The organism is uncultured Sutterella sp. (assembly GCF_937923675.1).
Taxonomy (GTDB): domain Bacteria; phylum Pseudomonadota; class Gammaproteobacteria; order Burkholderiales; family Burkholderiaceae_F; genus Sutterella.
The window spans coordinates 43,755-57,482 of the sequence record NZ_CALDXB010000018.1 but is presented as its reverse complement, the minus strand read 5'-3'; the positions used below and the strand labels follow the sequence as shown (position 1 = coordinate 57,482).

General features: G+C 55.5%; 11 protein-coding genes and 1 tRNA gene. 1 reads left to right on the top strand and 11 read right to left on the bottom strand.

The window, feature by feature from the left end; genetic code table 11:
* Nucleotides 1-13: 13 nt before the first annotated feature.
* Entirely contained in the window at nucleotides 14-1,210 is a 1,197-nt protein-coding gene (locus tag Q0106_RS01555; RefSeq protein ID WP_297607945.1) for an efflux RND transporter periplasmic adaptor subunit, read from the bottom strand.
* A gap of 245 nt (nucleotides 1,211-1,455) precedes the next feature.
* Here Q0106_RS01555 and Q0106_RS01550 point away from each other — a divergent pair, with 245 nt between their 5' ends.
* Complete coding sequence (locus tag Q0106_RS01550) at nucleotides 1,456-2,103, top strand: MarC family NAAT transporter (RefSeq protein ID WP_152157474.1); 648 nt, start codon at nucleotides 1,456-1,458, stop codon at nucleotides 2,101-2,103.
* Between the two features lie 70 nt (nucleotides 2,104-2,173).
* On the opposite strand, the gene glmS is transcribed toward Q0106_RS01550, so the two are convergent.
* The 10 genes from glmS to Q0106_RS01500 all read right to left on the bottom strand — a co-directional run bounded on the left by glmS (nucleotide 2,174) and on the right by Q0106_RS01500 (nucleotide 13,620).
* Nucleotides 2,174-4,006, bottom strand: coding sequence for a glutamine--fructose-6-phosphate transaminase (isomerizing) (glmS, locus tag Q0106_RS01545; RefSeq protein WP_297607942.1), 1,833 nt, complete (start codon nucleotides 4,004-4,006; stop codon nucleotides 2,174-2,176).
* A gap of 12 nt (nucleotides 4,007-4,018) precedes the next feature.
* On the bottom strand, nucleotides 4,019-5,380 hold the full coding sequence (glmU, locus tag Q0106_RS01540; protein WP_297607939.1) for a bifunctional UDP-N-acetylglucosamine diphosphorylase/glucosamine-1-phosphate N-acetyltransferase GlmU: 1,362 nt from the start codon (nucleotides 5,378-5,380) through the stop codon (nucleotides 4,019-4,021).
* Between the two features lie 103 nt (nucleotides 5,381-5,483).
* Nucleotides 5,484-6,995: a sodium:solute symporter family protein gene (locus Q0106_RS01535; protein WP_297607936.1), complete on the bottom strand. Its 1,512-nt coding sequence runs from the start codon at nucleotides 6,993-6,995 to the stop codon at nucleotides 5,484-5,486.
* Between the two features lie 240 nt (nucleotides 6,996-7,235).
* Nucleotides 7,236-8,219 carry a TIM44-like domain-containing protein gene (locus Q0106_RS01530; RefSeq protein ID WP_297607933.1) on the bottom strand — a complete coding sequence of 328 codons (984 nt, stop codon included), beginning with the start codon at nucleotides 8,217-8,219 and terminating at the stop codon, nucleotides 7,236-7,238.
* Nucleotides 8,220-8,300: 81 nt separating this feature from the next.
* Nucleotides 8,301-9,065, bottom strand: coding sequence for a bifunctional demethylmenaquinone methyltransferase/2-methoxy-6-polyprenyl-1,4-benzoquinol methylase UbiE (gene ubiE, locus Q0106_RS01525; protein ID WP_297608062.1), 765 nt, complete (start codon nucleotides 9,063-9,065; stop codon nucleotides 8,301-8,303).
* Nucleotides 9,066-9,078: 13 nt separating this feature from the next.
* Nucleotides 9,079-9,495: a DUF971 domain-containing protein gene (locus Q0106_RS01520; RefSeq protein ID WP_297607930.1), complete on the bottom strand. Its 417-nt coding sequence runs from the start codon at nucleotides 9,493-9,495 to the stop codon at nucleotides 9,079-9,081.
* Nucleotides 9,496-9,587: 92 nt separating this feature from the next.
* Nucleotides 9,588-9,662 (bottom strand) — tRNA-Arg (locus Q0106_RS01515).
* Between the two features lie 22 nt (nucleotides 9,663-9,684).
* A complete protein-coding gene (gene priA / locus Q0106_RS01510; protein ID WP_297607927.1) occupies nucleotides 9,685-11,715 on the bottom strand; it encodes a primosomal protein N' in 2,031 nt (676 codons plus the stop codon).
* Between the two features lie 305 nt (nucleotides 11,716-12,020).
* Nucleotides 12,021-13,097, bottom strand: coding sequence for a uroporphyrinogen decarboxylase (gene hemE, locus Q0106_RS01505; protein ID WP_297607924.1), 1,077 nt, complete (start codon nucleotides 13,095-13,097; stop codon nucleotides 12,021-12,023).
* Between the two features lie 118 nt (nucleotides 13,098-13,215).
* Complete coding sequence (locus Q0106_RS01500) at nucleotides 13,216-13,620, bottom strand: universal stress protein (protein ID WP_295488875.1); 405 nt, start codon at nucleotides 13,618-13,620, stop codon at nucleotides 13,216-13,218.
* Between the last annotated feature and the right edge of the window lie 108 nt (nucleotides 13,621-13,728).

The window sequence follows — 13,728 nt, the reverse complement described above, 5'->3', positions numbered from 1 at the left end:
CAGCGTCTCCAGCTTAGAAAAGCGGCTTGCCTTCCGGCGCCGTCTTGGGATCGAACTCCTTCGGAGCAACCGTTGCGCCCGGAGCAGTACGCTGGAAGCCCTCGAACATCACGCGTTCGCCTTCCTTCAGACCCGAAGTAACGAGCCAGTATGTACCCATCGTCTGACCAACCGTAATAGAGCGCTGCTCGACCTTATTGTCTGTTCCGACAACATAGACATACGCATTGCCCTTCAGATCACGCATGACCGACTGCATGTGCACGAGAATGCCCTGAGGACGAATGCCTTCCGAAAGGTTTGCGCGCACGAACATGCCCGGCAGCAGCTGACGCTGCGGATTGGGGAACACCGCGCGGAGCTTCACGGTGCCCGTACCTTCATCAACAATCGCGTCGGTAAAGGTGAGCTTGCCGGTTTCCGAATAGGTTGATCCGTCGGAAAGAATGAGCGACATGGGAGCCGCGCCATCGGCGTCCGTCTTCAGTTCGCCCGCGGCAATTTCCCGCTGAATGCGAAGGAGATCCTCGGCAGTCTGCGTCACGTCGACATAGATGGGATCAAGCTGCTGTACGGTTGTCAGCGCCTGGCTTTGATAAGCCGTGAGAAGGGCGCCTTCCGTAAATTCAGAGCGCGAAACGCGGCCGGAAATCGGAGAACGAACCTTGGTGTAGTCGAGATTGATCTTTGCCGTAAGAACCGCAGCTTCGCCCGACTTCACGGCCGCCTGAGCCGACTTAAGCTGGGCCTGCGCAGCATCGTCAGACTGTTTGGAAACAGCATTGATCTTCACGAGTTCGCGGGAGCGTTTGGCATCAGCCTGCGCCTGTACGAGCGTCGCGCGCGCCTGAGCAAGGGTTGCTTCAGCAGTCTTCAGCTGCGCGTCATAGATGGCAGGATCAATCTGATAGAGCTGTTCGCCCTCCTTAACTTCCTGACCTTCCTTGAAGAGACGCTTCTGGAGAATGCCGTTTACCTGCGGACGCACCTCGGAAACGTTATACGCGCTGGTGCGGCCCGTCAGAACCGCATCAATGCGCACTGCCTGAGGCTTCACGGTGACCACCACCACTTCAGAAGGCGGCCGGGACTGTCCCTCAGCGGCCTGAACCTGATTAATCAGGCCCTCATGATGGAAATTTGTCAGCAGGAGAGCCGCTCCAAGGGCTGCGCCAACGGCGACATGTATCGCTTTTCTTGTAAACAACATTCTCAATCCAACCTGATTGACGTTTCAATATTGAAATTCGGCATCACCCTGAACATTTGTTCAGGAGTGAACGAGGGTTCAGTTTATAGCACAAGACTGAGGCAAAAATTGGCATCTGCAGAACCTTTACTCAGACTGACGGATGAGGTTGCAGGTAGAATTGCTTAATTTGAAAGCTCTGCTTACATTTTTTGTGCCTTGCATTGAGGAGGCGCCGTACTTTCCTTGAATAACGGCCCGGAATCATGTTCGAAGCCATACATTTCCAATATTTCTTGGGCGGCCTGATCTCGCTCATCACGATTACCAACCCGCCCTCCAAGATTCCGCTCTTCATCAGCCTCACTCAGGGGATGAGCGAAGAGAGAAAGCGCCAGCAGGCCAAATGGGCATTCATCTATGCCGCAGCCATCATGCTTGTCTCTCTGGTTGGCGGCAATGTTCTTCTTGCCTTCTTCGGCATTTCCTACGGCGCCATGCGTATCGCGGGCGGACTTGTCGTTGCGGCCATCGGCTACCAGATGCTGTTCGGCGGCAATACCCCGAACAAAGCGCCGATTGTGCGCCGCGATAGAGAAGACTATGCATTCTTCCCGATTGCCATGCCGGGCATTGCTGGTCCGGGCACGATCGCCGTCGTCATCGGCTTTTCAACGGAAATCGCTGAACTTTCCGACTATATCGACATGACGATTGCATTTGCCTGGACTGCGCTTGCGATCATCTGCGCGACTGCCACGTCATGGTTCGTCATGCGCTATTCGGACGTCATCTCCAACCGGCTCGGACCTTCGGGCACGCTGGTGCTCGGCAAGCTCATGGGATTCCTTCTCATCTGCATCGGCGTGCAGTTCGTCGGATCAGGCATCCGCACGTTTATTGCCGGAAGCTGATTTCGCTTTCAGCTGACTCAAAGAAAAAGCCGCGACATGTCGCGGCTTTTTCTTTGAGTTCAGGCGGAGGTTATTCCACCGTTACGCTCTTCGCAAGATTGCGCGGCTTATCCACATCGGTGCCGCGGACAAGCGCTGCATGATAAGCAAGAAGCTGCAGCGGAACGACATGAAGAATGGGAGAAAGCATGCCGTAATTTTCCGGCAGTCTGATGACATGCATCCTCTCATCAGGAACAATATTGGAGTCGCCATCCGCAAAGACGTAAAGCTCTCCGCCTCTGGCTCTCACCTCAGCCATATTGGACTTGAGTTTTTCCAGCAGCCTGTCATTAGGCGCAACCGTCACCACCGGCATATTGGCATCCACAAGAGCAAGCGGCCCGTGCTTCAGCTCGCCAGCCGGATAAGCTTCGGCGTGAATGTAGCTGATCTCCTTGAGCTTCAATGCCCCTTCGAGAGCAATCGGATAATGCACGCCGCGCCCGAGGAAGAGCGCATGATCCTTGCCTGCGAACCGCTCCGCCCAGTCCATAACCTGAGGTTCAAGAGCCAGCACTGAAGAAAGCGCTGAGGGAATGTGACGCAGCCGCTTGAGTTCTTCTGCTTCCGCTTCCTCATTGAGGCGTCCGTTCATCTTCGCGAGCGTGAGCGCGAGCAGATAAATTGCCGCGAGCTGCGTTGTGAACGCTTTTGTCGATGCCACGCCGATTTCAACGCCGGCACGCGTGATGTACGCAAGACGGCTTTCCCGAACCATGGCGGAAGTCGAAACATTGCAGATCGTGAGCGTGCGCTTCATGCCAAGGTCATCTCTAGCGTGACGCAGCGCAGCAATCGTGTCCGCAGTTTCGCCGGATTGAGAAATCGTGATTACCAGCGCATCCGGATCCGGCACTGAAATTCGGTAGCGGTATTCGCTTGCGATCTCGACATCGCAATGGATGCCTGCCAGTGCTTCAATCCAGTATTTCGCTGTCAGCGCTGCGTAATAAGAAGTGCCGCATGCAAGAAAGAGAAGTCTCGATACGCCGGAAAGCACCTTTTCTGCATCTGCGCCGAAAAGCCTTGGCGTGATGCCTGCAACACCTTCAAGCGTGTCGGCAATGGCGCGGGGCTGCTCAAAAATCTCCTTCTGCATGTAGTGGCGGTAGGGGCCAAGATCCACGGCCCCCGAATAAGCCTGCACCACACGAATTTCACGCTCAACCGGAACAAATTCTCCCGATTCAGTGCGCCTCCATACCTGACACGTATGCGGCGTAATTTCGCAGACATCGCCTTCTGCCAGGTACATGATGCGATCCGTCACTCCGGCGATAGCCATTGCATCCGAGGCGCCAAGCATCTCGCCTTCACCGATGCCGACAACAAGCGGAGAGCCCTGGCGAGCGAGAACAATCTTATGGGGCTCATCGCGGCAGATGATCGCGAGCGCATAGCTTCCGCGCAGTTCCAGAACAGACTTTTTAACCGCCGCCAGAAGATCTCCCTGATAGTTGGAATAAACCAGATGCGCGATCACTTCCGTATCGGTCTGACTCGTGAATTCGTAACCCTGATCCTGAAGCCTCGCACGAATGGACTCGTAGTTCTCAATGATGCCGTTATGCACCAGACCGATGAAATCGTGCGAAAAGAGCGGATGAGCATTCCTCACGGCAGGAGCACCGTGCGTCGCCCAGCGCGTATGCGCAATGCCGGTGACGGCGTTGAGGCCGGCTTCCTTAGCTTCCTCAGCGAGCTGCGCAACACGTTCCGTCGATCGGCAGCGCCGGAGACCGTCAGGACCGACAGTTGCAATGCCGCAGGAATCGTACCCGCGGTACTCAAGACGCCGAAGGCCTTCCAAAAGCAGCGGGACAATATTGCGGCTGCTTGCAGCAGCGACGATTCCACACATGGTTCCTTTCCTTTATTTCTTGACCGGACGATGCCAGCCTTCAATTGTGACCTGCCTCGACCGGGCAACCGTGAGTTTGCCCTCCGGGACCTTTTTGGTAATGGTGGATCCTGCGCCGATCGTAGCGCCTGCACCCACTTCCACCGGAGCAACAAGTTCCGTTCCCGACCCGATAAAGGCGTCGTCTCCGATACGCGTGCGGAATTTATTCACGCCGTCGTAATTGCAGGTAATGGTGCCGGCTCCGATATTGACATGTGCGCCGATATCAGCGTCGCCGATGTAGGTCAGGTGATTAATCTTGGTGCCGATTCCCACCACCGACTTCTTAACCTCAACGAAATTGCCGATATGGTTGCCGCCAATGAGTTCCGCACCAGGACGGAGTCTTGAATAAGGCCCGATCCTGCCGTTCGTGCCGATGCGGGCGCCTTCAATGTGACAGAAGGGAAGAATCTCTGTTTCTTCGCCGATTTCAGCATTCCGAATAACGCAGTTTGCGCCGATGCGCACGCCGTCAGCAATTCGAACGTGTCCTTCGAACACGCAGTTGACATCAATCTCCACATCCTTGCCGCACTCCAGGATTCCGCGAATGTCAATGCGGGAAGGGTCAATCAGCGTTACGCCGGCATCAAGAAGGCGGCGGGCCTGCTCTTTCTGCCAGACACGCTCGAGACTTGCGAGCTGCGCTTTGGAATTCACCCCTTCGACCTCCCAGACGTGCCCGGGATGAACCGTTGTAATCCTTAACCCTTCGTCTGCGGCAAGGCCGATAACGTCCGTGAGGTAATACTCGCCCTGCGCATTTGCGGCCTTAAGCGAAGAGAGCCAGCCATCAAGCCGTGATGTCGGCAGGCACATGATTCCGGTATTCACTTCGCGGACAAGGCGTTCCTCGGGCGAGGCGTCCTTTTCCTCGACGATCGCGCGCACGAATCCTTCATTGTTGCGGAGAATCCGGCCGTAGCCTGTCGGGTTATCCAGTTCAACCGTAAGGAGCACCAGGTCGGACTTATCGGCTTCACTGGCAATTGCCGCCAGCGTCTCTTTTGAGAGCAGCGGAACGTCGCCCAGACACACCAGCGTTTTCGGCTCATTTCGATCAAGCTGTCCGAGCGCCTGGCGAAGCGCATGCCCGGTACCGAGCTGCGGCGACTGCAGGGCAAAGGTCACATCAGACCTGTCCGCAAGATGCTCCATCACGCTTTCAGCGCCGTGCCCCACAACGACAACCCGGGGAGATGCGCTCAGACCTTCTGCGGCATCGAGTACATGGTCGATCATGGGACGCCCGGCAATGGGCTGGAGCACTTTCGGAAGCCGGGAATGCATGCGCTTTCCCATGCCTGCAGCAAGAATGACTATGTTCATCTTTTTTTCACTAAACGCCAGAGGACGGCCGACAGGGCGGCAGATGAACAAAATTGTAGAAGAAGCGGCCCCGCCTCGCGGAGCCGCTTTCATGTCGTTGCAATCAGGCTGTTGCGCTTACCGGCGTAATGGCAGGGAGCCGGCCGCTGCCAATCTCGGCATCCACCGGTCGCTTCATCATGTTCCGGCGGCGTTCCTCGAGAAATCGCTTGTTGTCAGTGGTCGGCAGGAGCGATCCGACAACCATGCCGGCCGCCGCGGCAATAAAGCCGCCCAACACGTTCGGGAAGATTTCTCCTGCAGACGTCCAGGTGAGGAAGACCCACACAGCGCTGCCAAAGAGAATCGAAACGTAGCAGCCCTGGCGCGTCGCCTTCTTCCAGTAGAGACCGCAGACAAGCGGCCAGAATGCCCCTACCACCGGGAACTGATAGGCCATCGCCACCATGTCGTAGATCGGCGCGCCTTCGAGAGCGATCGAATACATCAGCACCAGGATGGCAAAGCAGGCAACCGTAGCGCGCATGGCAAAAAGCATGTTGCGGTCATCGACGCGGGCAAAGTGGCGAAGCACGTTTTCCACGAAGATCGTCGAAGGCGCCAGCATGGTTGCCGATGCAGTCGACATCACGGCCGAGAGCACGGCGCCGAAGAAGAGCACGCGCAGCCACATCGGCATGTAGTCGCGCACGAGCGTCGGAAGAAGCTGCTGAGGATCCTCGGCAAGCATCTTCTGAGCCGCTTCCGGCATCACCAGCACAGCAGCCACAACGATGAACATCGGCACAAAGGCAAAGAGAATGTAGAAAGAGCCGCCGATGATCGGGCCTGCGACGGCCGTCTGCACATTCTTCGCCGACATGACGCGCTGGAAAACGTCCTGCTGAGGAATCGAGCCGATCATCATGGTCATGGCCGCAGAGATCCAGAAAAGCCATCCGGAAGGCGTCGGTTCGGGAAGCGCATGGAAGAGATCCTTGCCGCGGGCATATTCGATGACATTGCCGAAGCCGCCAGCCAGATCAGAAGCGAACCAAAGAATCGCCACCAGACCGAGCACGATGATGATCATCTGGACGAAATCCGTCACGGCAACAGACCACATGCCGCCTACCATCGTGTAGGCGAGCACGATGCCGGCGCCGATCACCATGCCGGTCGTCATGGATACCGCCCCCTCGGTGATCAGATTGATCACCAGCCCAAGCGCGGTTACCTGAGCACCAACCCAGCCAAGGTACGAAATCACAATGGCAACAGAGCAAAGGAGTTCCACGCTTCTGCCGTAACGATCGCGATAGTAGTCGCCGAGCGTGAGAATCTTCTGCTTGTAGAGCTTCTGCGCGAAGAAGGTGCCCACAAGAATCAGGGCCATGCCGGACCCGAAGGGCTCTTCAATCACGCCCGCAATGCCGCTTTCGATGAAACGTCCCGGAAGACCGAGAATGGTTTCCGAACCGAACCAAGTGGCAAATGTAGCGGTAATCACCATCGGCAGCGGAAGGCTGCGTCCGGCAAGTGCAAAATCGCTGGTGCTCTTCACGCGGGTGGAGGCCCACACGCCAATCGCAACGGTTGCGAAAAGATAGAGCAGAACAAAACCAGTCAGCGTCATCCCTTTTATGTCCTTGTAAAAACGACGTTGAACGGAAAATCCAAGAAGGATTTGATTTTTTCGCGCATTGTAGGAATCAATGCGCCGATGCGTTCCTTCAGAAAGGCGCGTTTTTCCCGGCTAATCGGCAGCAATCGGGCAATGTTTCATCGAGATCAAAAAAAATACGCCGCGCTTCAATAAAAACGCAGCGTATTCAATTAGATAAGAGAGAGGCAAATCACCTCTCTCCTCTGGCTATCAAGCCGTGGGGCCGTTCTGACGAATAGCGCAGAGCAGCCAGCCGCGATCTCCCTCAACAGGCTTCGAAAGAACCCAAGTTTCATCGAGATCTTCCGCCTCGCCATTGATGACAAGACGTCCGGTAAAGCGCACGCTGGCAAAGTACTCCTTGCCTTCCTGAGCAATGCCGAGAAGCTCGTTGTCAAGCTTTTCAACTTCCGTCTTGTAGACCTCGCCCTTGCGCTCACGGAGCTGATGCGTAACAGCCGTGAAGATATCGTTGTCGGTGAAGTCCGAAATCTCCATGACGTTGCCGGTATCCCATGCTTTCTGGAGCTTGATGTAGTTCTCACGCGCTGCCTTGAGGAAGCCTGCACGATCGAAATCTGCGGGAGTCACATCCACCGGATTGGCATCTGCGGCGGTCGATCCATTTCCCCCCATCAGCTGATCCATGACGCTTCCGGAACGGGGCGCCTGACCGGAAGGCTGCTGCCAGCTCTGGGGTTCAGGCATTGCCTGCGACTCCATCGGGCGCGAGGGTTCTGCCGGACGCGCAGCTGCGAACGGATCGGAGGAAGCTCCCCCGGCTGCCGCGGTCTGAGTTTGGGGACGCCGACGCGAAAGGAGCATGCGCACCACAAAGAAGGCAACGACAGCAAGAAGCAGTACTGTAATGATGCCCGAAAGACCAGCCCCGCCGAGACCGAGCATGGACAGAAGGGCAGTAATGCCAAGCGCCGCAGCGATGCCTCCGAGCACGCGTCCCATCATGGAAGGCTGCTGCACAGGCGGAGTCGCGGCGGGACGCTGAGCCGCGCCCTGTTGCTGGCGCTGTTGAGCTGCAGGGGCCGCAGCAGGAGCTGCCGGAGCTTTCTGAGAAAAAGTCGGGGCAGGACGGCCGAGGCTGCCGCCGCCGCCAAATCGCTTGGCTGCATCTGCATCAAAAGACGCGGTTGCAAGAGCGACGCAGACTACGAGAGCTGCTACGAGGTTTTTCATCTTGGTCTTTCCTTTTTGATCTGATCTGCACAGGAATGCTTTCCTCAAACATCATCGGGCATCCCGGTAATCGAGTTTCTTTCAGTTTTTCTTCCCGATGTGCAATGCGCAGATTCCGAATGTCAGATTGTGCCATTTCACATCAGAAAAACCTGCGTCGGTCATGAGTTTTGCAAAGGCCTGCTGATTCGGATGCATGCGGATGGATTCCGCTAGATACCTGTAGGACGCCGCATCCGAGACGATTTTCCCTCCCAGCCAGGGCATGAAACGGAAAGAGTAAAAGTCGTAAAAAGGCTTTAAAAAGGCTGAACAACGCGAAAATTCAAGGACCAACAGCTTGCCGCCCGGACGAAGCACGCGAAGCATTTCTCTTAGAGCCCGATCCTTGTGCGTCATATTTCGGATGCCGAAGGAAACCGTCACGACATCAAAGGAATTTTCATCAAAGGGCAGACACTCCGCATCGGCAAGCACTACGTTCGAGCGCACGCCGTGTGCCCGCAGGCGGTCTCGTCCGCAGGCGAGCATTTCGTGATTAATATCCGTTGCCGTAACGTTTTCATCTCCCGCAAGCCTTGCAAACGCCATGGCAAGATCGCACGTCCCGCTGGCGATATCCAGCACCTTCATGCCGGGCTTGACGGCAGCGCTGGCAATGCAGCGCCGCTTCCAGAGTCTGTGCATGCCGAGGCTGAGGAGATCGTTCATCAGATCGTATTTTTTCGCCACACTGTCGAACACATGGCGTACTCGCTCTTCCTTTTCGGCTTCGTCGATCTGGCTGAAGCCAAAATCAATCTGATGCTTTTCGGAAGCTGAATTGCTCTTCGGCTTTTCTTCCATCTTCTCTGCCTTTTTATCCATGGCTGCAGGTCTTCTTGGGCTTCATTCGGGCAAGAAACGGTGCATTTGCAGGATCAGCCGGGTCTCTCGAAGCACCGACGCTTGCGAGCTCTTCAAGATAAGCGCCCCACAGCGCATCATGCTCAGCGCGAAGCTTTTCAAAATAATCCCAGCTATAAATTCCCGTGTCATGCCCGTCGTCGAACATCAGCCTGAGAGCGTACTGTCCGACCGGCTCAACACCCCGCAAGCCAACGTTGGCGCAGCCGACCTGAAGCACAGCTTCCGCCGGTGAGTGTCCCTGAACTTCTGCCGAAGGAGAAAAAACACGCAGAAATTCAAATGGGAAAATCGCTCGCGTACCGTCCTCATAAGCAAGCTCAAGCGTCTTCGCCTTGCTGTGAACAAGCACTTCTACAGGTACTTTCATAGCTAATCCACCACACAAAAAATCCCGCGCCGCATCTGGGAGCGGTACGGGATAACAGGACTTGAGTTTCTCGAAAAAAAGCTCATAAAAATTGGTCCTCGCGTCAGGAGTCGAACCTGAGACACGGCCTTCGGAGGGCCGTATGATATCCATTTCACCACGCGAGGAGGTTTCTGATTATACAGAGCTTCATGCTTCGAGGGGATCAACCTCAAGCGCCCATGTGGTCTTCCCTGGCTTGGGGAGCTTCATCAGTATTGAACTCCACTCAACGAGAAAGCGGTGCAGCGCCATCCGATCCGAACTTTCAACTAGAAGCTGCCCTCTTTCCCTATTCATAAGCCTTACTAAAGGCATAGGCACAGGATCGTATACAAGCACGGCATCACCGCACATATTCTGAGCTGCATTCGCAGCTGCTTCCAGGAAGCCGAGCGACTGCGACAGCATGTCGGCTTCTGCCGTCAAAAGCGCCTGACGAATAAAAGGTACACCCGAACTCTCTTTACGCTCTCTGAGAGCATCCTCTGCGAATTCCACATAGTTCTGATGCGCAAGAGCGGCAAAAAGCGGGTCCTCAGGGAAACGAGTTTGAATCATCACGCGTCCCCGCTCACCCGTACGACCGGCGCGTCCGGCAACCTGCATCAGCGTGGCAAAAAGCTGTTCTCGAGCTCGCGTGGAGGGACTCAATATCTGGGCATCAGGATTCAGTACCAGCACCAGACCTACATTCTGGAAATCATGTCCTTTCGCGACCATCTGAGTGCCGACAAGAATATCCACTTCACCCTGATGAACTTTTTTAAACGCTTCTTCTGCGGCATGTTTTTTTGACGCACTGTCGCGATCGATGCGCAATATCCTCTTGCCAGGGAAAAGTACCGCGAGATCCTCTTCAATACGCTCGGTTCCGGTACCTCTCGGCAAAATATCCACATTGCCGCACTGCGGACAGGCTTCCGGCACCGACCGCCTCCATCCGCAATGGTGGCAGATCAGCGCATTCTCGCGTTTGTGGTAGACCGTAAAGGCTGAACACCTTGCACAAGTACTCACCCATTCACATGCAGGACACGAAAGCACCGGTGAATATCCTCTGCGGTTGAGAAACACCAGTACCTGCCGGCCTTCTGTCAGACAGGACTCCATGGCTTCCCGCGATACCTCGGTAATCATGCTGCGCGCCCCCTTAATCGGCGGAGGCGTTAAAACAACTGCCGGCAATTGAGCATGCTGAGCCGCACGCTTGGTAAGCGTGAGAAGCTTATAGGCTCCCGACTGAGCTTTTGCCCAGCTCTCGAGCGACGGCGTTGCGGATCCCAGAACAACCGGACACTGAAGCCTGGATGCGCGCCAGACGGCAAGATCGCGCGCACTGTAGCGCAGTCCGTCCCCGGCTTTATAAGAGTGATCATGCTCTTCATCGACCAGAATGAGCCTGAGATGGGGCATGCTGGCAAAGATAGCCATTCTCGTACCCACAAGAATTCTTGCCTGCCCCTCATGTGCAGCCAGCCAAGCTGCGGCTCTTTCCCTTTCTGTAAATTCTGAATTCAGCGCTGCAACAACTTCTTCAGGAAACCGGGCGCGAACGCGGTCCACGAGCTGCGGCGTCAGATTAATTTCCGGAACAAGCAAAAGGACCTGAGCTTCAGGATCTCCCTTCAGCACGGCGTCCATCAAATGAAGGTACACCTCCGTTTTCCCGGATCCCGTCACGCCAAAAAGCAGGAAAGAAGCGAATCCGTCCTGCGACAGCACAGCGTTAACTGCTGCACGCTGCTCATCGTTGAGCGCCGGTGCTGCCGCTTTGCTTTTCAGGCATGCATCAATCTTCGGCATGACATTGCGTATGCCGGCTATGCGTTTTTCCTGCTGCGGGGTCGGAGCTCTTCGAAGCGCAAGCGGTATTGCCGGAAGCGCAGCTTCCCCCCATGAACGTATGTAGTAAGAGGCCGCAAATCGCGTAAGCTGTAGCCATTCAGAGCCGAGAGGAGCCGTTATCTTCAAATTCTTCAGAATGCTCTTCAGCCGGCGGGACTCGATATCTGAAGCTGAATGAAGTTCCGCAATCAAACCCACAACCCGGCGCGCCCCCAGGGTAACCAAAACCAGATCCCCCGCGGCCGCGAGCATATCCTCAGGCACCCGATAGTCAAGCGGCGGCAGGCCGGGCGCATCTACAAGCACACGGGCAAACTGATCGATTCTGGTCATGGCTCATTGTTTAAAAATACTGACAGAACTTCTGATTTTATTTATGAATCACTGCTCAGAATGACTCCCAAAATCGAGCGAAAGATGATGAGGGTTGTGGATAACTTTGTGGATTGTTCTTGCGCCAGAAGATCCCTCCGGTGCATTTTTCCATGAGGAAGTCAGGAAATAAGGAGTGGCTCGCATTTTCCGCCTTACTCCCACAACGAAAGATAAGAACTAAATAAGCCCGCCGGGAATCGACGGGCTTATTCACTTATCGGCATCGTCAGCACAAGATCTGTGCACAACTCGTTGATAAGAACTCAACCGGCAGTGTGGTAGCGACGGCTGTACTGATGAACTTCGTCAACAAGGATCTGTACGCTTTCTACTGGCGTGAACTGATTGATGCCATGCCCAAGGTTAAACACATGACCGCCAGCCCCAACAGGACCGAAAGCATCCAAAACCTTGCGCGCTTCACGGCGAATCGTATTCTCGTCCGCAAAAAGCACGAGCGGATCCATGTTGCCCTGCAGAGCAACACGATCGCCTACAACCTTGCGGGCTCGCGAGAGATTGGTCGTCCAATCAAGACCCAGCGCATCACAGCCTATTGCCGCGCAATCAGCCAGCCATTCACCACCGCCCTTTGTAAAGACGATGACAGGCACTTTCTCGCCATCAGGGGTCGTACGCGTCAGGCGATCAACCACTTTCTTCGTTGCTGCCAGTGAGAAGCGCTGGAAATCGCCATCTGCAAGCATGCCGCCCCAGGTGTCGAAAATCTGCACAGCCTGGGCCCCCGCAGCAATCTGAGCATTGAGATACGCCGCCACCGCATCGGCATTAATGTCGAGCACGCGTTCGAAGAGATCCGGACGACGGAACATCATCGTTTTGGCAGTCCGGAAATCACGGCTGCCGCGCCCCTCAATCATGTAGCAGGCAAGCGTAAAGGGAGAGCCGGAAAAGCCGATCAGCGGAACCCGATTATTGAGTGCAGCACGGATGCTTCTCACTGCAGCCATGACATACCCGAGTTTTTCCTCGGGATCGGGCACATAAAGCTTCTCAACCGCTTCTTCGCTCTGTACGGGATGAGCAAAAACAGGACCCTCACCCTGCACGAACGAAAGCCCGAGATCCATCGCATCGGGAACCGTCAAAATGTCCGAAAACAGAATGGCGGCATCCAGACCATATCGGTCAATCGGCTGCAGCGTCACTTCTGTAGCGTAATCCGGATTCTGCGCAAGCCCCATAAAGCTGCCGGCCTGAGCTCTGGTGCGGCAGTACTCCGGCAGATATCGACCTGCCTGGCGCATCAACCAGAGCGGAGTGAAGTCCGTATGTTCGCGCTTAAGCGCACGCAGGAAGCAGTCATTCTGAGGGATCATTTCTTTTTTCCGTTTATTTGCCGCGCTTTTCGCGCAGTCCTTCGCCAGCGAACAAGAAAAAACCGCGCACATAGGCGCGGAATTTTCTAATTAATCTAACTGTGAGAATAAATTCTCATCAGCGGACAATCAGCACCGGACGATCCGCCTGGCTGAGCACTTTCTGCGTCTCGCTGCCCAGAAGCAGTGCGCCGAAAGTGCCGAGTCCGCGGCTTGCCATCACGATATAGGAGGCATTGCACCTGGCCGCACAGGCAAGCACCCCCTGCGCAACCGTTTCAGCATGCTCGGCGATTACCTCGCAGGGGACCTCCGCTTCGGCAGCCTTGCGGGAAATGGCTTCAAGACGCTCCTTGACGACCGGGTCCTCGTCCTCGAAGCCGCCAGCCGGAGCCGGCGTAAGCACAGCCGTCATGCCGACAACCGAGCCGCCTACCTGTTCAGCAAGTCCGATGGCGGTATCCACCGCCTTGTCGCTTAAATTAGAACCGTCCGTCGTTACGAGGATCTTAACTGCGCTCATACTTAAACCTCCATTCAGTTGAGCTCTAATCCCAGCACACTTATTTTTGGTCTGCGAGGGACGAGTGTATGGCTGCAACAAGACCAACATTTCAATGCTTGAAACAGT